Annotated in this window: 16 protein-coding genes; 5 read left to right on the forward strand and 11 right to left on the reverse strand. The window is 72.0% G+C overall.

Going from position 1 to position 19817, the window contains the following annotated elements:
* Positions 1-8: 8 nt before the first annotated feature.
* Positions 9-959, reverse strand: coding sequence for an ACP S-malonyltransferase (locus D9V36_RS30480; RefSeq protein ID WP_129296581.1), 951 nt, complete (start codon positions 957-959; stop codon positions 9-11).
* A gap of 89 nt (positions 960-1048) precedes the next feature.
* A complete protein-coding gene (locus tag D9V36_RS30485; protein WP_129296582.1) occupies positions 1049-2233 on the reverse strand; it encodes a PucR family transcriptional regulator in 1185 nt (394 codons plus the stop codon).
* A gap of 57 nt (positions 2234-2290) precedes the next feature.
* Here D9V36_RS30485 and D9V36_RS30490 point away from each other — a divergent pair, with 57 nt between their 5' ends.
* Positions 2291-2962: a pirin family protein gene (locus D9V36_RS30490; protein WP_206739751.1), complete on the forward strand. Its 672-nt coding sequence runs from the start codon at positions 2291-2293 to the stop codon at positions 2960-2962.
* A 146-nt stretch (positions 2963-3108) separates the two neighbouring features.
* On the opposite strand, the gene D9V36_RS30495 is transcribed toward D9V36_RS30490, so the two are convergent.
* Complete coding sequence (locus tag D9V36_RS30495) at positions 3109-3930, reverse strand: serine hydrolase domain-containing protein (protein ID WP_129296584.1); 822 nt, start codon at positions 3928-3930, stop codon at positions 3109-3111.
* Between the two features lie 184 nt (positions 3931-4114).
* Here D9V36_RS30495 and D9V36_RS30500 point away from each other — a divergent pair, with 184 nt between their 5' ends.
* A complete protein-coding gene (locus D9V36_RS30500; protein WP_129296585.1) occupies positions 4115-4600 on the forward strand; it encodes a MerR family transcriptional regulator in 486 nt (161 codons plus the stop codon).
* Between the two features lie 7 nt (positions 4601-4607).
* Complete coding sequence (locus tag D9V36_RS30505; RefSeq protein ID WP_129296586.1) at positions 4608-5633, forward strand: aldo/keto reductase; 1026 nt, start codon at positions 4608-4610, stop codon at positions 5631-5633.
* 84 nt (positions 5634-5717) lie between these two features.
* Here the strand turns inward: D9V36_RS30505 and D9V36_RS30510 are convergent, their stop codons facing one another.
* The 7 genes from D9V36_RS30510 to D9V36_RS30540 all read right to left on the reverse strand — a co-directional run bounded on the left by D9V36_RS30510 (position 5718) and on the right by D9V36_RS30540 (position 13958).
* Positions 5718-6956, reverse strand: coding sequence for an acyltransferase family protein (locus D9V36_RS30510; protein ID WP_129296587.1), 1239 nt, complete (start codon positions 6954-6956; stop codon positions 5718-5720).
* Between the two features lie 125 nt (positions 6957-7081).
* A complete protein-coding gene (locus D9V36_RS30515; RefSeq protein ID WP_129296588.1) occupies positions 7082-8248 on the reverse strand; it encodes an alpha/beta hydrolase in 1167 nt (388 codons plus the stop codon).
* Between the two features lie 196 nt (positions 8249-8444).
* Complete coding sequence (locus tag D9V36_RS30520) at positions 8445-9125, reverse strand: response regulator (protein WP_129296589.1); 681 nt, start codon at positions 9123-9125, stop codon at positions 8445-8447.
* The gene (locus tag D9V36_RS30525; protein ID WP_241721110.1) at positions 9122-10525 is read right to left on the reverse strand and encodes a sensor histidine kinase; all 1404 of its coding nucleotides are present in this window, start codon (positions 10523-10525) and stop codon (positions 9122-9124) included. Before D9V36_RS30525 ends, D9V36_RS30520 begins: the two co-directional genes overlap by 4 nt.
* A gap of 222 nt (positions 10526-10747) precedes the next feature.
* A complete protein-coding gene (locus tag D9V36_RS30530; RefSeq protein ID WP_129296591.1) occupies positions 10748-11626 on the reverse strand; it encodes a DUF4429 domain-containing protein in 879 nt (292 codons plus the stop codon).
* 211 nt (positions 11627-11837) lie between these two features.
* Entirely contained in the window at positions 11838-13052 is a 1215-nt protein-coding gene (locus D9V36_RS30535) for an alpha/beta hydrolase (RefSeq protein ID WP_129296592.1), read from the reverse strand.
* Positions 13053-13304: 252 nt separating this feature from the next.
* Positions 13305-13958: a TetR/AcrR family transcriptional regulator gene (locus tag D9V36_RS30540; protein ID WP_129296593.1), complete on the reverse strand. Its 654-nt coding sequence runs from the start codon at positions 13956-13958 to the stop codon at positions 13305-13307.
* Between the two features lie 115 nt (positions 13959-14073).
* Here D9V36_RS30540 and D9V36_RS30545 point away from each other — a divergent pair, with 115 nt between their 5' ends.
* Positions 14074-15675, forward strand: a complete 1602-nt coding sequence (locus tag D9V36_RS30545; RefSeq protein WP_129296594.1) for an MFS transporter — start codon at positions 14074-14076, stop codon at positions 15673-15675.
* Positions 15676-16275: 600 nt separating this feature from the next.
* On the forward strand, positions 16276-16695 hold the full coding sequence (locus D9V36_RS30550; protein ID WP_129296595.1) for a peptidase inhibitor family I36 protein: 420 nt from the start codon (positions 16276-16278) through the stop codon (positions 16693-16695).
* A gap of 122 nt (positions 16696-16817) precedes the next feature.
* Here the strand turns inward: D9V36_RS30550 and aceE are convergent, their stop codons facing one another.
* Positions 16818-19550, reverse strand: coding sequence for a pyruvate dehydrogenase (acetyl-transferring), homodimeric type (aceE, locus tag D9V36_RS30555; RefSeq protein WP_129296596.1), 2733 nt, complete (start codon positions 19548-19550; stop codon positions 16818-16820).
* Between the last annotated feature and the right edge of the window lie 267 nt (positions 19551-19817).

Consider the following 19817-nt stretch of genomic DNA (forward strand, 5'->3'; position numbering starts at 1 on the left):
TCGGACTCCTATTCGGCCGGTGCAGCGTTGTCGGCGTGTCCGGCGATCAGCGTGCGGGCCGCGTCGAGGTCGTCGGGCGTCTTGAGGGCGAGGGTGCGCACGCCGGGCAGCGCGCGCTTGGCCAGACCGGTGAGCGTGCCGCCGGGAGCCGCCTCGATGAGCGTGGTGACCCCGAGCTCCTTGAAGGTCTCCATGCACTGGTCCCAGCGCACGGGGTTGGCCACCTGGCCCACCAGCCGCTGCACCAGTTCCCGGCCGTCGGAGACCAGCCGCCCGTCCTTGTTGGAGACGTAGCGCGTGTGCGGATCGGCGACCGACACCTGGGTGGTCGCCGATTCCAGAGCCGAGACAGCGGGTGCCATGTGGTGAGTATGGAACGCGCCGGCCACCTTCAGCGGTACGACCCGGCGAGTGCCCTCCGGCTTGTTCTCGACCAGTGCGGCGATCTGCTCGGTGGTGCCCGCGGCGACGATCTGTCCGGCGCCGTTCACATTCGCCGGGGTCAGGCCCAACTGCTCCAGATGCGGGATGACGACGGCCTCGTCGCCGCCCAGCAGTGCGGCCATACCGGTCTCGGTGACGGCGGCGGCCTCGGCCATCGCCTGGCCGCGCCGGCGCACCAGCATCATCGCGGCCTCGTCACAGATCGCGCCGGTCAGCGCGGCGGCGGCGAGCTCACCGACGCTGTGGCCGGCCGCCGCGCCGACCTGCGCGGCGACGTCGTCGGCCGTCGCGAACAGCTGCCGGGCGGAGACCAGGGCGGAGGCCACCAGCAGCGGCTGCGCCACCGCGGTGTCGCGGATCTCCTCCTCGTCCGCCTTGGTGCCGTAGTGGACCAGGTCCAGGTCGATGGCGTCCGACCAGGCACGGAGCCGGTCCTCGACACCGGGGAGGTCGAGCCAGGGAGTCAGGAAGCCGGGCGTCTGAGCGCCTTGGCCGGGAGCGACGAGTACGAGCACCCTCACACTCTCTCTTGTGGGTGGTTCCGCCCGCCCGTGGGGACAAGGACGAAGAACCATCGGGGGAATTGTTGGTGTCCGACAAAAGTCTAGGGTTGGGCCTCACCGTCAGCCAGGCGCCCCAGAATCAACGCGATACGGAGGGTGAACGCCGAGCGCACATCGGAGGGTGACCATCCGGTGACGTCCGTCACACGTCGCAGCCGATAGCGCACGGTGTTGGGGTGCACGAACAGCATCCGGGCGGCGCCCTCCAGGCTGCTCGCCTGCTCCAGATAGACGCTCAGTGTCTCCAGGAGTGCCGAGCCCGCTTCCTCCAGCGGTCTGTAGATCTCCTCCACCAGCTGGTCGCGGGCGACCGGGTCCGAGGCCATCGCGCGCTCCGGCAGCAGATCGTCGGCGAGTACCGGCCGCGGCGCGTCGGGCCAGGCGGCGCACGCCCGCAGGCCGGCCGCCGCGGCCTGCGCCGAGCGGGTCGCGGCCAGCAGGTCGGAGACCACCGGACCGGCCACCACGGCACCTGCGGCATACGGGCCGATCAGCGCCTTCGCAGCCTTCAGCGGGTTGTCCGAGCCGCCCGCGATCACCACCAGGCGGGAGCCCAGCACACCGGTCAGCACCTGGAGCTTGGCGTGCCGGGCGGCCCGCCGGATCGCTTCCACGGTCAGTTCGCTGTCCCCGTCGGGGGCGGTGCCCAGCACCACGCACACATGCTCGGGGGAGTTCCAGCCCAGCGCCGCGGCGCGGGAGACCGCGCCCTCGTCCGCCTCGCCCGACAGCACCGCGTTGACCACCAGCGACTCCAGCCGGGCGTCCCACGCGCCGCGGGCCTCGGCGGCCTGGGCGTAGACCTGGGCGGTGGCGAAGGCGATCTCCCGGGCGTAGACCAGCAGCGCCTCGCGCAGCACGGACTCGTCGCCCGGGGCCGCGACCTCGTCGATCGCGGATTCCATGACCTCGATGGTGGTCCGCACCATCTCCACGGTCTGCCGCAGGGTGATCGCCCGGGTCAGCTCGCGCGGCGCCGTGCCGAAGACATCGGTGCTGATCGCCTGGGGGGTCTCCGGATGCCGGAACCACTCGGTGAACGCGGCGATACCGGCCTGTGCCACCAGGCCGATCCAGGAGCGGTTCTCCGGGGGCATCGCGCGGTACCACGGCAGGGTGGCGTCCATGCGGGCGATGGCCGCGGCCGCCAGTTTGCCGGAGGAATTCTCCAGGCGCCGGAGGGTGGCGGAGTGCGGGTGCGCGTCGCGCGATGCGGGTTCAGACACGGGACAAGCCTGCACTATCGGGGCGGGAGGGTGCGGGGGCGGGGCTACGGTGGGCCCATGATTCAGGTGCGCAGAGGCCATGAACGGTATCCGGGCGGGGACGCGGAGGCCGGGATCGAGTCGCTGCACGCGTTCTCCTTCGGGCCCCATTTCGACCCGGACAATCTGCGCTTCGGCGCGCTGATCGCCTGCAACGAGGAGCGGCTGGCGCCGGGCGCCGGATTCGACGAGCACCCGCACCGCGACACGGAGATCGTGACCTGGGTGGTCGAGGGCGAGCTGACCCACCGCGACTCGGCCGGCCACGAGACCACCGTACGCCCCGGTGATCTCCAGCGGCTCAGCTCGGCCGGCGGCGTACGGCATGTGGAGCGCAACGACGGCGCGCGGCCGCTGCGCTTCGTCCAGATGTGGCTGGCGCCGCGGGAATTCGGCGGCGAGCCGTCGTACGAGGTGGTGCGCGGTATCGCCGACGGCACCCCGTACGCCGTCCCGCGGGCCGGGGCCCTGCTGCATCTGCGCCGCCTCGCCGAGGGCGAGCGCACCGCGGTCCCGGATGCCGCACGGGCGTATGTGCAGGTGGTGCGCGGCGCCGTACGGGCCGGTGCGGAGTGCCTGGAGGCCGGCGACGCGGCGCGGATCACCGACGGGGCGGGCGTGGAGCTGCGGGGGCTGACGGCGGCGGAGTGCCTGGTGTGGGAGATGGGGGAGGAGCCGGCGTACGGGTGAGGGCGGCGGCTTTGCCCGGAGTCGGTGGCGGGCCTGGAGTCGGCGGTGGGACCGGAGCCGGTGGCGCGTCACGTCGGTGTGTCGCGCCGTCCGTGACCGGGCGTCCTGTCCGCCCCGTACCGGGCCGTGCCGCCCGCGCCGCCCTGTCAGGCGGTCTGCGCCAGCTCGGCCAGCACCGCGTCGGTCAGCGGCGGCCAGGCCTCGACGGCCCACGGCCCGAAGGCCCGGTCGGCCAGCGCCACACACGCCGCGCGCGCGTCCGGGTCCACCCACAGGAACGTCCCGGCCTGGCCGAAATGCCCGAAGGTGCGGGGCGAGGACGCGCTGCCCGTCCAGTGCGGTGACTTGCCGTCGCGGATCTCGAAGCCCAGTCCCCAGTCATTGGGCTTCTGGTGGCCGTAGCCCGGCAGCACCCCCGTCAGGCCGGGGAAGGCCACCTGCGTCGCCTCCGCGAGCGTCTGCGGGGCGAGCAGCCGCGGCGCCTGCAGCTCGGCGGCGAACCGGGCCAGGTCGGCGACGGTGGAGACGCCGTCCTTGGCGGGCGAGCCGGGCAGTTCCGTCGCGGTCATCCCGAGCGGTGCGAGCACCGCCTCGTGCAGATACTGCGGGAAGGGGATGTCCGTCGCCTTGGCGATGTGGTCGCCCAGCGCCTCGAAACCCGCGTTGGAGTAGAGCCGGCGGGTGCCCGGCTCGGCCATCGTGCGCTGCTCGTCGAAGGCCAGCCCCGAGGTGTGGGCGAGGAGATGACGGACCGTGGACCCCTCGGGTCCGGCCGGTTCGTCCAGCTCGACGGCGCCCTCCTCGACGGCCAGCAGAGCGGCGTACGCGGCCAGCGGCTTGGTGACGGACGCCAGCGGGAAGCGGTGCTCCTGGGGGCCGTGGGATCCGGCCACCGACCCATCGGCTCGTACGACGGCGGCCGCGGCGGTGGGCACCGGCCAGTTCTCGATCATCCGCAGGCTCTGCATGCCCACGAGCCTAGGCGGTGTCCCCTCCGCCCTGTCCGGGAGGTCCCCGCGTCCTCAAATCCCGGTCAAGTCTGCCGGTGATCCGCACTTGCCTGGAGTGCACTCGAAGTCTCTAGCGTTGAGGACGTCGAGAGGCATCCGGCGAAAGGGCCGGAGACAACCGGCGATCCAGGGGAGACGGGGCATGACGGTAACGCAGAGCGAACCGGTCACGAGCGGGGCCACGGCCGGGAGGCTGCCGGCGAGGCCGCGCAAGTGCGCCCCGACGTCCACCCACCCGCGGCCCGCCGGCCGGGACCGGTACACGATCAGCGAGGTGGCGGCACACACCGGCCTCAGCGCGCACACCCTGCGCTGGTACGAGCGCATCGGCCTGATGCCGCATGTGGACCGCACCCACACCGGGCAGCGGCGCTTCACCAACCGCGATCTGGACTGGCTGAGCCTGGTGGGCCGGCTGCGGCTGACCGGCATGCCGGTCGCGGACATGGTCCGCTACGCCGAGCTGGTGCGGGCCGGGGAGTGCACCTTCGCCGAGCGCGAGGAGCTGCTGACGGCGCACCGCGAGGACGTACGACAGCGGATAGCCGAGCTGCAGAGCACGCTGGACGTCCTCGACCACAAGATCGACATCTACGCCGACGCCCGCCGGGCGTCCGAGAGGTTCTGAGGGCTTCATGGGTAGCAACAAGATCGAGACGGTCGAGCTGGGCACCGGCGGACCGCGGGTCGGGGTACAGGGCCTCGGCTGCATGGGCATGAGCTTCGCCTACGGCCCGACGGACGCCGACGAGGCGCGGGCCACGCTGGAGCGGGCCCTGGAGCTGGGCGTGACGCTCTTCGACACGGCCGACATGTACGGCCTGGGGGAGAACGAGAAGTTCATCGCCCCGTTCATCCAGGCGCACCGCGACGAGGTCGTGGTGGCCACCAAGTTCGCGATAGCCGCCGACCCGGATCATCCGGACGACCGGTCCAAGCGCGTCATCCGCAACGACCGGCCATACATCCGCCAGGCCGTCGAGGGCAGCCTGAAACGCCTGGGCATCGACGAAATCGACCTGTATTACATGCACCGGCGCACGGCGGACGTCCCCCTGGAGGAGTCGGTCGGCGCGATGGCCGAGCTGGTGGCCGAAGGCAAGGTCAAGCACCTGGGGCTGAGCGAGGTGACCGCCTCCGAGCTGCGCGCGGCGCAGGCCGTGCACCCGATCGCGGCCCTGCAGTCCGAGTGGTCGCTGTTCAGCCGGGACATCGAGGACGGCGTGGTGCAGGCCGCGGCCGAGCTCGGGGTCGCCGTCGTCCCGTACTCGCCGCTCGGCCGGGGCTTCCTCACCGGTGCGTTCGTCAGCGCCGACAAGGAGCTGACCAAGGACGACTTCCGGCGGACCCAGCCGCGCTTCACCGGCGACAACGCCACCGCCAACGCCGCGCTGCTGGAGCCGGTCCGCACGATCGCCGACGCCCATGGCGCAACGCCCGGCCAGATCGCGCTGGCCTGGGTGCAGCACCAGGCCACGGCCCGCCAGATCGCCGTCGTGCCGATCCCCGGCACCCGTAAGCGCAGCCGCATCGAGGAGAACACCGGGGCCACCCGGATCACGCTGACCGAGCAGGACCTGGCGCTGCTGGAGCCGATCGCCGGACAGGTCGCGGGGGCGCGGTACGCCGACATGTCGCACACCCCGGAGGGACGGTCGTAAGGCCCGCGGGGCAGACGTAAGGCCCGCGGGGCGGGGCCGGCGGTGCGGTTCTCCGTACTCCGGGCCCGCCGCCCGGCCGAATGCTCAGGCCAGCCCCAGGGCAAAGGCGGCGAACCCGGCGGCCAGGAGCGCCGCGGCAGCCCGGCGGGCCCGGGTGACACCGGTCCACGGCGCCTCGAAGCGGCGGGTGGTGCGCCCGATGAGGAGCAGTGCCACGCCGAACACCGGCAGCCAGGCCAGCCGGACGAGGATCCAGCCGGGGGTGTCGGGCGGCGTGGTCAGTCCGGGGATCTCGCCCAGGAAGGACGCGGGAACGGCCGCCGAGAGCATCGCCGTCTGATGCCAGCACAGGACCGTCATCGCCGAGAGGTTGACGAGGGTGACCGGCGCCCACAGGGCAGGCCGGCGCAGGAGACGGGCGAGCCGGTCACGGAGCAGCACGGCGGCGCCGGACTGGGCCGCCGCCAGCGCCAGGACCAGCAGCGACGGCGGGTGGGAGTTCGTACGGTCCTGACCGGGGACGCCGACCATGCTCAGCGGGTAGTGGAAGAACAGCAGCAGCGCGGCGAACAGTGCGGTGCCCCCGAGCAGCAGCGACCAGGCGGTGCGCCCGCCGAGCCGCCGCTCGCCCCAGGACACCCCGAGCTGATAGGCGAACAGCCAGCCGGGCAGGAGATTGAGCAGGCAGAGCCAGCCCGGCATGACCTCGGCAAGGGGCCCGTAGCGCAGGAAGTCCACCGTTGCCACGACGGCCGCCAGGGGTGCCGCGGCCCAGGCGCCCCACCGCCGGGCGGCCCGCAGGCAGTACGGCGTGAGCGCGGTGACCGCCGCATACACGCCCACGAACCAGAGCGGCTGGATCACCAGCGTCGCCCCGGTCCGCAGCGTCGCCTCCGGCACCCCCAGGCCGTACAGGACGGGGAGCAGCACCGCCCACACGGCCGTCACTCCGAGCACCGGGCGGCCCAGCCGGAGGATCCGGCCGCGCAGCCAGGCGCCGGCAAACTCGCCCCGCCCGGTGGCGCGCCGCAGGGAGCGCACCGACGCATGGCCGCCGACCAGGAAGAAGATGCCCAGCATCTGCAGCACCCAACTGGCGGGCGCGAGCGCGCCGAAGGTGGTCAGCGGGCTGGTGTTGTGCAGTGCGCCGTCGGCGTCGCGGGTGAATCCCCCGAGCAGCCAGTGGCCGAGGGGTACGGCGAGCAGGGCCAGCGCGCGCAGCCCGTCGAGGGTGCGGTCGCGGTCCGCCGGTGTGCGGTCCTCGATGGTGCGGACCGTTTGGGAGGCGGCGTCTCTGAGAGGTGTGAGCAGGGTGAGGGGCATGAGGCGTCCTTGAGTGGTGGGGCCGAAGGGTTGAGGTGCGGCGGAGCGCGGGCGCCAGGCGGGCCGGTGAGTTGGCGCTCCGGCGGTCCGGGCGCCAGGCGGCCGGTGGTACGGGCGCCCCGGCGTCAGCGCACCGCGCCGTAGTGGCCCAGCACGATGGCCGCGAAGTTCCGCAGGGAGTCCGTACCGGGGGCGAGATAGCCGGTGTGCCCCACGGCCCGCACGGCGGAGACCCGGCGGGCGCCGAAGGCCGGGTCGGTGGGGTCGGTGCCGTGGCCCAGGCCGAACAGTTCGACGTTCGGGACGTCGCCGATCCAGTCGGACGTGTCCCGCGCCGCCCAGACCCCGGCCGAGGTGTGCAGCTGCGCCACGTTGTCCCGGCGGATGCCGGGGGAGCCGAAGAACACCAGGTCGGCGATGTTGCCGTGGGCCGGCCGCGAGGCGGCTCGCCCGCAGACCACCGAGCCGTAGCTGTGGCACAGCACGGCCGGGGCCGGGGCCCCCACGGCGGCCAGCCCGGACAGCAACCGGGCCAGTCGCGGCGCTCCGGCATCGGCGAGCCGGCCGGTCATGGCGTCCGGGCCGATGCCGACCGGCGTGGTGTACCCGGCCCAGGCGATGACCGCGGTACGGGTCCGGGGTGCGTCGGCGGCCAGCCGGGCCCGCAGCGACCTGGCCATGCCCGCCGGTGTGCCGTACGGATCGTGGTCGCGGTCGAAGGAGGCCAGGTCGATGTCCGAGCCCGGCACGATCACGGCGGTGCGCGCGGCGGTGGCCAAGTCGCCGTACACCTCGGCCACTTGCCCTCTGCCGCGCGGATCGTAGGCGAGGATGTGACGGCCGGGGGAGAGCAGCGAGGCGCAGCGGGCGGCCGCCTTCCTGGCCTGCCGGTGCTCCTGGAGGGTGCCGGCCGGATCGGTGGCGCGGGCCAGTTGGCGGTCCCGTTCCGCCCTCAGTGCACGGGAGTTGGCCGCGTACCGCACGGCGGGGGGTATCCCGTCGAGATTGCCGGCGGTGAGCGGGTGCCGGGCCACCAGGGCCTGCCGCCGGCCGCCGGTCAGCGAGGCGAAGAAGCGGGTGACCTCGGCGGGCCGCGCGGTCGCCGGGTCCGGCAGCCGGACGCCGAGGGAGCGGTCGGCACGCCAGGCGGCGGCGCCGGGCGCCGGGCCCGTGACGGCGCTCTGTGCGGTGCCGGCCGCCCAGCCGCCGGTGCCGGCGGCCACGGCCAGCGCGAGCGCGGCGCCGAGGAGCGTGCGCCGGCCGCGTCGAGTGACGGTTCGCAGCCTGGACATGGTGGTGTCTCCCTCTCCCGTTGGTGTGGCGGAGGGAAACGTAGGAAGAGGGCGTATGACGCGGCGTCATACCGCGGAGCCAACTGCCGGGTGATACCCCGGTAGGGGGGAGGGGTGCCCCCTCGTCCTCAAGGAGGGGGCGGCACGGAAGGGCACGCCCGGGAACCCTCCCCGGCCGCCGCTGCTCCCGGCCCCGCTACTGCTCCCCGGGCGTGACCAGCCCCGACTCGTACGCGAAGATCACGGCCTGGGCGCGGTCCCGCAGCGCCAACTTGGCGAGCACCCGGCTGACATGGGTCTTCACGGTCTGCTCGGCGACGATCAGCGCGGCGGCGATCTCCTGGTTCGACAGACCGCGGGCGATCAGCTCCAGGACCTCCGTCTCGCGCGGGGTGAGGCCCTTCAGCTGCAGCGCCGCCCGGCCCTTGCGCGGCGCGGGCCGCCGGCGGGCGAAATCGGCTATCAGCCGCCGGGTCACGGACGGGGCGAGAAGAGCCTCTCCGGCCGCCACGACCCGGACCGCGGAGATCAGATCACCCGGCGGCGCGTCCTTGAGCAGGAAGCCGGACGCCCCCGCCCGCAGTGCCTCGTAGACGTAGTCGTCGACATCGAAGGTGGTCAGCATCAGCACCTTCGGGCGGTGCAGCACACCGGGGGGCGGACCGAGCAGCTGCCGGGCCGCCTCCAGGCCGTCCATCTCCGGCATCCGGACATCCATCAGCACCACATCGGGGTGCGTCCGGCGGCTCAGCTCCACTCCCTGTACACCGTCCGGCGCATCGCCCACCACCTCGATACCGTTCTGCGCGGCGAGCAGCGCGGCGAAGCCCGCACGCACCATGGCCTGGTCGTCGACGATGATCACGCGGGTGGTCATAGGGAGCCGGAATCCTTTGGTGAAAGAGGTACCGCCGGGGCGGGCGGCGGCGAAAGGGGGAGCTGCGCGGCCACCCGGAACCCGCCGTCGGGCAGCGGCCCGGTGTCGAGCGAACCGTCCACCAGCCGCACCCGCTCCCGCATGCCGATGAGGCCGTGGCCGGTGCCGTCGGACTCCAGCGGCGCGGCGGACGCGGACGGCGCGGGCGGCGGGGAGTTGACGACGAGAACGGTCAGCCGGGAGCCGTCCGCCGTCGTCGTCACCGACACCCGGGTCGGTGCGCCCGGGGCGTGCCGTACGACATTGGCCAGCGCTTCCTGCACGATGCGGTAGGCCGACAGATCCACCGCCGGCTCCAGCGGTATTCGGTCCCCGGGCAGCGACAACTCCACCGGCACACCGGCCCGTACGGTCCCCTCGACCAGCTTCGGCAGCATGCCGATACCGGGCTGCGGGGTCTTCTCCGGGCCGCCGTGCCGCTCCGCCTCCTCGCTGCGCAGCACCCCGAGCAGCCGGCGCATCTCCACCAGGGACTCCCGTGCGGTCGCTGCGATCGACCCGAACTCCTCCTCGGCCTCCCGGGGTATCCCACTGATGCGGTACGGGGCGCTGTCGGCCTGGACCGTGATCACCGACATGTGGTGGGCGACGACATCGTGCAGCTCGCGGGCGATACGGGTGCGCTCCTCCAGCAGCGTCCGCCGGGCCCGCTCGGCCTCGCTGATGGTCTCCTGCTCGATCAACTTCCGCCGGGCGTCGCCGCGTTCCCGCAGCGTGGCACCCATCATCAGCACCACTCCGGTCAGCACGAACAGCAGCACCCAGGTGTTGGTGATCCGGCCCGGGGCGTCCGGAGTGACCGGGGTGACCGGGGTGACCGCTTCGGAGAGGATGCCCGCCAGGCCGGTCGTCAGCCAGACGGCTATCAGGGTGCGGCCGCGCTCGCGCAGCGACAGCGCCACCATCAGCGCGAGATAGCCGACGATCGCCGTGGGCGGCCAGGGCCAGGAACGGTCCGCGACGCCGTCCGCGTGGATGAGCGCCAGGGCGCAGGCGATGTCCGCCGCGAAGATCACCCACCAGGCCTGCAGCGGTCGGGTCACCGCGAGCAGCAGCGGCGCGACCTGCGCGGTGGCCAGTGCGCCGGACAGTCCGCCGTCCAGGCCGTAGTCGTGGCTGAGGAGGGTGATGGTCGTCGGCAGCAGGGACACCGCGAACACGAACGCGACCGCATACGGCAGCCGGCGCAGCCAGGCACTCTTCACGCCGCCGAACAGCGGGGTGCGGGGTTCGGTCGGTGTGCCGAGCTCGACGGCGAGGAGGCGCAGTGCCTGCCGTACGGCGCGCAGCACCCCTCGACGGGCGGGCCCGGGTGCGGGGAGGAAAGAGGGTCGGATCATCGCGCCCTCCATCCAAGCGGAGCACGGCGGCCGTGGCGTCATACCAGGGGCCGGACTTCCACCCCCTACCACGGTATGAGCCACCGGATGCCGCCTCAGGGTCCGGCCCCTGAGGCGCACCCCGGGCCGCGCGGGGGCGCCCGCGAGCACCCGGAGCTTCTGAACCCCTGGAGTCCCCCGGAGCCACTGCAGCAGCCCTTGAACCCGCGGCCCCCGGAGCCGCTACAACTCCGCCAGCAGCTCGGCCTTCTTCGTGCTGAACTCGTCGTCGGTGAGCAGGCCGGCCCCGTGGAGCTCGCCGAGGTGCCGTATCCGGTCCGCGATGTCTGCGGGGTCCCGGCGCGCGTCCCCGGTCCGGCGGCGCGGTTCGCTCTCCGCCGTCTCCGACGACGGCTCGGCGGCGCGTACGGCCTGCAGCACCGAGGCCGCGAACGGCAGCGACTCGTGAACGGGGCCGTACCCCAGCCCGAACACCACCGCGGCCGGATCCTGGTCCGGCTCGCCCGTTCCCGGCTCACGGGCACCGCGCTCCAGCAGACGCAGATAGCCGTTGAGGATCTCCGGCGACCGCCACTCCACGCCGGCCAGTTCGCCGACCGGGAAGGTCTGGTCGCCGCACTTCCACTTCGCCGAGGACGCACCGGTCCAGAACCACCGGAAGGCGACCGAACGGCCGTCGAAGGACGCCTTGCCGTCGTACGCCTTGAAGTGCAGCGGCGGCTCCGGGGCGGCCACCAGGTGGCGGTCGGCGGGCTCCTTCGCATCGGGGCCGAGCACCGTGCGCAGCTCGTCGGCGTAGTACTCGGCCAGCGTCTCCCGCTCGGCCGGCAGCACCAGCCGGTACGGATCGGCGTCCTCCTTGAGCTGTCCGTCCGCCGCCTCCATCAACGGATCGGCGCCGGTCCGGGGCACGGCGTGCAGCACCACCGTGCCGCGTCTGCCTCCGGTCACCTCGACGGAGCTCAGCGCCTCGTACGGAATGCGTCGCTCGCCGAGCGCCTGGAACAGCTTCGGCCTGCGGATCCCCCGTTCGAAGCGGATGAGTACGGAGTCCGTGTCGAACTCCCAGACGGCATGAAAACCGGCCAGCACATCACCCATGTGGCTCATCGTATGCGGGCGGTTGCCCGCCCGTCCCCCTTCCGGACACCTCGGGGGCGTCTGCCGAAGCTACGCGCGTCACTCCGGCCACCCGCTGCGTCGTTTTCTGTACTGGTGGACGTCCCCGGCGCCGGGTGCGGTTCCCGCGGGCACGGCCCGTCCCCGGGCGCCGGGCCGTGCCCGCGGAACCAGTCGTGAGGGCCGACGGCCCTCAGGCCAGCCCCGAACTGCAGTGCGGGTCATCGGCGGCGCAGGAGACGGTGCTGGTCGCGCCCACCCCGACCAGGGCGAAGTTGCGCAGGCTGCGGGTGCCGGGCGCGAAGTAGCCGGCGTGCCCGACGGCGCCGTCGGCCGACAGGACCCGGGAGCCGAAGGACGGATCGACGGGGTCGGCGCCGTGGCCGAGCCCGCCGACCTCCAGGTTGGGCACGTCCGCGATCCAGTCGTCGGCGTCCCGCATGGCCCAGACGCGGGCGTGGGTGCCCAGCCCGGAGAGGTTGCCGGCCCGCATGCCGGGGCTGCCGGCCACCGCGATGTCCTCGACGTTGGACGGCAGTTCACGGGCCGCGACGCCGCACACCACGGACCCGTAGCTGTGGCAGAACAGCGAGACGGCATCGGAGGAGGGCAGCGCGTCCACCAGTGCGCGCAGCCGGACCGCGCCGTCCGCGGCGAGCTTCCCGGTGGCGGCCTCGACGCCCATCCCGGGCGGCGAGGTGTAGTCGGCCCAGGCGATCACGGCGGTACGGGTGCTCGGCCGGGCTTCGCGCTCGGCGCCGTAGAGGGACCGCGCCATGCCGACGGGGGCGGTGTTGGCCCGCGCGGTGCGCTCGAAGGTCGACAGGTTGGTGTCCACACCGGGTACCACGATCGAGACCCGCTGCGCCGCCGGGAGGTTGCCGAAGACCTCGGCGGCCCGGCCGTCGCCGGCCGGATCGAAGGCCAGGATCTGCCGGGCGGGGCTCATCATCGACTCGAAGCGGTGCATCAGCCGGCCCGCTTCCTGGCGGCCGACGGGGGTGAGCCGGCGGTCGCCCATCCGCTGTTTCTCGATGCCGCGGGCATCGTCGAGGGCCATCCGGTTGGCGCGGTAACGCAGCGGTACGGGGGCGCCGTTCATATTGCCCACGACCAGCGGAAAGCGGTCGGCGAGCTGCTGCTTCTCGGCACCGGTGAGCCCCGCGAAGAAGCCCCGGAGCGTGGCCGGCGAACCGTCGGCGTCGGGCAGCGGGCGGCCGTGGAAGGTGGCGTGCTGCCAGGCGGCCTTGGCGGTGGCCAGCGGATGGGCGTCTTCCTTGGTGCCTCTGACGGCCGTCCAGCCGGTGAGGGCAAGCATCACGAACACCACCGCCAGGGCGAGCGCGGCACGCAAGGCGGAGGACTGCAGGAAGCTGGAGGAGGGGCCGAGGCCCGGGAAGGAAGTCACCGCGTGCCACCCTAGGAGACGCGGAAGGGTGCTTGCTGTGACCGTGAGTGAGATCACGTTTCACGGTGGGTATTTCGACCAAACCGGACACTTGTCATCCGTTTTCGGTGCTCAGTCGTGCAGACGCGGTCTCATGGGGCGTGCGGAGTGATCGCGTAAAGGTGGATTTCCGTTACGGGGAGTAGCGGATGGTGTGCGGGTCGCGGCCCACCCGATCCGCGCCCGCCCCGGCCGGCCGTGGTACCGGCGAGCTCACCGCGCCCGCCAGTCGCCCTCCATCGCCGGCCCGATGTGGTCCAGATAGGACTGGGTGAGCTCGCGGATGGATGCCACGCTGCAGTCCTGCCCCTCGCCCCACACCTTGCCGGCCACCCGCATCACCCCGCTCAATGCGGCAACCAGCACCCGCGGCCGCGGATCCGTGTCCACGTCCAGCCCCTCGCGCCGGGCGATCAACCGCGCGATCTGCTCCTCCAGTTCGGAGGAGCGCCGCAGGTGCGCGGCGACCAGCGCGGGTGTCGACTCGATCATCTGGTACGAGCGCATGTGCAGCTCCACCGGGATCACCGACTCGATGGCGCTGCCGATGTCGTCCCAGGCCACCATCACGGCGGTGCGCAGGGCGGTGAGCGGCGCCTCGGTCGCGGGCCGTGCGCTCAGCTCTTCGAGGAAGCGGGCCTCGACCATCTCCTGGACGGCGAAGGCGACGTCCTCCTTGTTGGCGAAGTAGCGGAAGTAGGTCCGCTGGGAGACATCCACCGCCTCCGCGATCTCGTCGATCGTCGTGGCCTCGTACCCCTGCTCCGTGAAGAGTTCGAGCGCCGCGCGGATCAGCGCGTCGCGGGTGCGCTGCTTCTTGCGTTCCCGCAGGCCCGTGGGTGCCGTATGCGGCGTCGGGTCCGCCATCCTGAGCCGCCTTTCCGTGGTGTTCTCGCTGCTCAGGTTACCTGTGAGCGAAATGACAGTTACCGACTCATGATTTGCTTTGTCAACTGTCAGCGGCTGACATTAGCCTCGTCGTATGAGTTCTCAGACTCCGGTCGCCGTCGCTGCGCCGGACCTTCCCGCACCAGAGCCCTCGAAGGGGCTGCGCGGCCATCCGTGGCTGACCCTCTTCTCCGTCGCGATCGGCGTCATGATGGTCGCCCTGGACGGCACGATCGTCGCCATCGCCAATCCGGCCATCAAGAAAGACCTCGGTGCATCGCTCGCCGACGTGCAGTGGATCACCAACGGCTACATGCTCGCGCTGGCCGTCTCGCTGATCACGGCCGGCAAGCTCGGCGACCGCTTCGGCCACCGCCAGACCTTCCTCATCGGCATCCTCGGCTTCGCCGCCGCCTCCGGTGCCATCGGGTTCTCCCACGAGGTCTCGCTGGTCATCACCTTCCGTGTGCTGCAGGGCCTGTTCGGCGCCCTGCTCATGCCCGCCGCGCTGGGGCTGCTGCGCGCCACCTTCCCGGCCGAGAAGCTCAACATGGCGATCGGCATCTGGGGCATGGTCATCGGCGCCTCCACCGCCGGCGGGCCGATAGTCGGCGGACTGCTGGTCGAGCACGTCAACTGGCAGTCCGTGTTCTTCATCAACGTCCCGGTCGGTGTGCTGGCGCTGGTCCTCGGCCTGGTGATCCTCAAGGACCACCGTGCGGTGAACGCCCCGCGCTCGTTCGACATCCCGGGCATCGTGCTGCTCTCCGGCGCGATGTTCTGCCTCATCTGGCCGCTGATCAAGGCGTCGGAATGGGGCTGGGGCGACATGAAGACCTGGGGCTTCCTGATCGCCGCGGTGGTCCTGTTCGCGCTGTTCTCCGTCCTGGAGACCAAGGTCCGTGAACCGCTCATCCCGCTGCGGATGTTCCGCTCCCTTCCGCTGACCGCCGGCACGGTCCTGATGGTGCTGATGGCCTTCGCCTTCATGGGCGGCCTGTTCTTCGTGACGTTCTATCTGCAGAACGTCCACGGCATGAGCCCCGTGGACAGCGGTCTGCACCTCCTCCCGCTCACGGGCATGATGATCGTCGGCTCGCCGCTCGCCGGGGCCCTGATCACCAAGCTCGGCCCGCGCATCCCGCTGGTCGGCGGCATGGTCCTCACCGCCGTCGCCATGTACGGCATGTCCGGTCTCGACGCGGACAGCACCACCGGCCCGATGTCCCTCTGGTTCGCGCTGCTCGGCCTGGGCCTCGCGCCCGTCATGGTCGGCGCCACCGAGGTCATCGTCGGCAACGCCCCGCTGGAGCTCTCCGGCGTCGCCGGCGGTCTCCAGCAGGCCGCGATGCAGGTCGGCGGCAGCCTCGGCACGGCCGTGCTCGGCGCGGTGATGGCCTCCCGCGTCGACAACGAACTCCCGGACAACTGGAAGGCCGCCCACCTCCCGCCCGTCCCGCCCGCGCAGGCGTCCCAGCTCTCCGACGCGGTCTCGGCCGGTATCGCCCCGGTCCCGAAGGGCACCCCGCCGGCATTCGCCGAGAAGATCGTTTCCGTCGCGCACGACACCTTCGTGTCCGGCATGGGCCTGGCCTTCACCGTCGCCTGTGGTGTGGCGGTCGTCGCCGCCCTCGTCGCCGTCTTCACCAAGCGCGGCGCGAACGCCGAGGCGGGCGCCGGGGTCGGCCACATCTGACCGGGCACCGGCCGCAGGGCGAAGCCACCGCGGCTTCCGGCTCCGACGCCCGACGCCCGACGCCCGACGCCCGGCGTCTGACGCCCTGTCGCCCTGACGCCCGGCATCGGCGCGCGGCCGGTACGAGGCCCGTCCTCGTCCGGCCGCGCGCCGATGCGTGCCGCCTGTGCGGTGTCCGCGCGCTGCCGTCAACGGCGGACGTCAACCGGCCGCCCCGGCGCACGCCCGGTCCCTCCCGCCATGTGCCGGGCGGGAGTTGGCCCCTGCCGGAGGGCCGAATCCCTCATCCGGATGAGCCGGCCGGGGAACCGAACCGGTCACCGGCCTCCTCCGGGACGCCAGCTGCCTCCCGGACCCCGGCAGGCCACGGGGCGAACGGTTTCCGCGCCCTCCTCGCCGGGACTTCTCACGTCAACGCGGTGCACCGGACGCCCCACGCCGGGCCGTTCCGGCTGTCCACATCCCTGATCCGGGTGGCCGTGCCGCCGAGGCCTTGGCAACCGCGCCGCACCCTCGCGAAGCTCGACACCGCAGCACCCGCCGTGGGCAACCCGCCCAGGGCGGAACGCCATCGTCGTACTTCACGGGGGAGAGATTCCTATGCGTCTGCGTCTGCGTACGCCCCACACCACCGCGCTCCTCACCGGCCTGGCCGCGCTCACCGCGGCCCTCGCCGTCCCGCCGGCCCTCGGCACCCCGGCTGCGCACGCGGCCCCCGGCGGCCGGGCCGGTGCCGCCCCGGGCCCGTGCGCGGCGGGAGCGCTGTGCCTGTGGCCGAAGGCGGACTTCGGCGGCACCCGGCGGACCTACGAGCTGTCCGACACCGGCATCGAGAGCTGCACCCCGCTGCCCAAGGGGACCACCGCCGCCGCACTCGCCAACCGGACCGGCCGGCCGGTGACCACCTACCAGAGCGCGGAATGCGCCGAGACCGCCGAGTTCGACACCTACCCGGGCGGCGGCAGCTGGGTGCCCCGGTCCCCTTACCAGGTACGGGCGTTCAAGGTATGGGAGCGCTGAACGGGCCGCGCCGCCGCACCCGCCCTGCGCACCGGTACCCCGCACCACAGCGCCCCCCGACCGGCGAGGAACGCTGGTCGGGGGGCGCGGCGGAAGCGGTGCGGCCATTGGCCGCGGAGAGGTCAGGCGTCGCCGCCGGCCTCCCCGGCCTCGGCGGCCGTGACGTCCAGGAGCTGGTAGCGGTCGATCGCCTGCTTCAGCAGCGACCGGTCGACCTTGCCCTCCTTGGCGAGCTCGGTGAGCACGCCGAGGACGATGGACTGCACGTCGATGTGGAAGAAGCGACGGGCCGCGCCACGGGTGTCCGCGAAGCCGAAGCCGTCGGCGCCCAGCGACTGGTACGTGCCGGGAACCCAGCGCGCGATCTGGTCGGGCACCGCCCGCATCCAGTCCGAGACCGCGATCGTCGGACCCTCGGAGCCCTGGAGCTTCTGCGTCACGTACGGGACGCGCTGCTCCTCCTCCGGGTGCAGAAGGTTGTGCTCCTCGATCTCCACCGCGTCGCGGCGCAGCTCGTTCCAGGAGGTCGCCGACCAGACGTCGGCCTTGACGTTCCACTCGTCCGCGAGGATCTGCTGGGCCTCGACGGCCCACGGCACGGCGACACCCGAGGCGAGGATCCGGGCCGCGTGCTCGCCCTTCTCGCCCGCCTTGATGCGGTGCAGACCCTTGAGGATGCCCTCGACGTCGACGTCGGACGGCTCCGCCGGGTGCTGGATCGGCTCGTTGTAGACGGTCAGGTAGTAGAAGATGTCCTCGGCGTTCTCGCCGTACATCCGCCGCAGACCGTCCTTGACGATGTGCGCGATCTCGTAGCCGTAGGCCGGGTCGTAGGAGACACAGGCCGGGTTGGTCGAGGCCAGCAGCTGGGAGTGGCCGTCGGCGTGCTGCAGACCCTCGCCGGTCAGCGTCGTCCGGCCCGCGGTCGCACCGAGCACAAAGCCGCGCGCGAGCTGGTCGGCCATCTGCCAGAACTGGTCACCGGTGCGCTGGAACCCGAACATCGAGTAGAAGACATAGACCGGGATCAGCGGCTCGCCGTGCGTCGCATAGGCGGAGCCCGCCGCGATCAGGGAAGCGGTGCAGCCCGCCTCGGTGATGCCGTCGTGCAGCATCTGTCCGGTCGGCGACTCCTTGTACGCGAGGAGCAGTTCGCGGTCGACCGACTCGTACTGCTGGCCCAGCGGGTTGTAGATCTTGGCCGACGGGAAGAACGCGTCCATACCGAAGGTGCGGTACTCGTCGGGCGCGATCGGCACGAAGCGCTTGCCGATCTCCTTGTCCCGCATGAGGTCCTTCAGGACACGGACGAACGCCATGGTCGTGGCGATCTTCTGCTGCCCCGAGCCCTTCTTGGCACCCGCGTAGGCCTTGTCGTCCGGCAGCTTCAGCGGCTCGGCGCGCACGACACGGGTGGGTACATAGCCCCCCAGCCCCTTGCGGCGGTCGTGCATGTACTGGATCTCTTCGGAGTTCCGGCCCGGGTGGTAGTACGGCGGGAGGCCGTCCTCCAGGTCCTTGTCCGGGATCGGCAGGTGCAGCCGGTCACGGAAGCCCTTGAGGTCCGCGACCGTGAGCTTCTTCATCTGGTGGGTCGCGTTGCGGCCCTCGAAGTTCGGGCCGAGCGTCCAGCCCTTGACGGTCTGCGCGAGGATCACCGTCGGCTGGCCCTTGTGGGCCTTGGCCGCCGCATACGCCGCGTAGATCTTCTTGTGGTCGTGACCGCCGCGGCCCAGGTGCAGGATCTGGTCGTCGGTCATGTTCTCGACCATGGCGCGCAGCCGCTGGTCGTCGCCGAAGAAGTGCTCGCGGATGTACGCACCGGTCTCGGTGGCGTACGTCTGGAACTGACCGTCGGGCGTGCTGTTGAGCTTGTTGACCAGGATGCCGTCGCGGTCCTGCGCGAGCAGCGGGTCCCAGCTGCGGTCCCAGACCAGCTTGATGACGTTCCAGCCGGCGCCGCGGAACTGCGACTCCAGCTCCTGCATGATCTTGCCGTTGCCGCGGACCGGGCCGTCGAGGCGCTGCAGGTTGCAGTTGACGACGAAGGTGAGGTTGTCCAGGCCCTCACGGGCGGCGATGGACAGCTGGCCGAGCGACTCGGGCTCGTCCATCTCGCCGTCGCCGAGGTAGGCCCAGACGTGCGACTTGGAGGTGTCGGCGATGCCGCGCGCCTCCATGTAGCGGTTCATCCGTGCCTGGTAGATCGCGCCGAGCGGGCCGAGGCCCATCGAGACGGTCGGGAACTCCCAGAAGTCCGGCATCAGCCGCGGGTGCGGGTAGCTGGACAGGCCGTTGGGGGCCTTGGACTTCTCCTGCCGGAAGGCGTCGAGCTGGGCCTCGGACAGCCGGTCCAGGAGGAAGGCGCGGGCGTAGACACCGGGCGAGGCGTGGCCCTGGAAGAAGATCTGGTCGCCGCCGTCGCCCTCGTCCTTGCCCCGGAAGAAGTGGTTGAAGCCCACGTCGTAGAGGGAGGCGGAGGAGGCGAAGGTGGCGATGTGCCCGCCGACGCCGATGCCCGGGCGCTGGGCGCGCGAGACCATGACCGCGGCGTTCCACCGGGTCGCGTTGAGGACCTTGCGCTCGATCTCCTCATTGCCGGGGAAGAACGGCTCGTCCTTGGTCGCGATGGTGTTCACGTAGTCCGAGCTGCGCATCTCGGGCACGGCCACCCGCTTCTCACGCGCGCGCTCGATCAGGCGGAGCATGAGGTAGCGGGCACGTTCCCGGCCCCGCTCGTCGACGGCCGCGTCGAGCGAGTCGAGCCACTCCTGGGTCTCTTCGGGATCGAAGTCCGGGACCTGGCTGGGAAGGCCGCCAATGATGATCGGGTTTCGATCGGATCCGGAAGCCACGCTGTTCCTTCGTGTTCGGTTCGTTTCGTGCTCTGCAAGTGATTGCTGCGGTGCACGGGACGAATGCTGTCGCTGCCTTGGTGTCGCGCCGTCTTCCATCGTGTACCGAGCCACTGGGATACGTCACCTCTACCGATGGGTAACCCATCCGTAGAGAGATGGCGCTGAAAAGGCCGATTTCTCGGGTCGGCCAAATCGCAACCATACGCCCATGTCGAAAGTGCTTCGCGTACGGACGTGCGGGCCCCGAAACCGGGGCCGGGGCCG

It is taken from the genome of Streptomyces lydicus (assembly GCF_004125265.1).
Lineage (GTDB): Bacteria > Actinomycetota > Actinomycetes > Streptomycetales > Streptomycetaceae > Streptomyces > Streptomyces lydicus_C.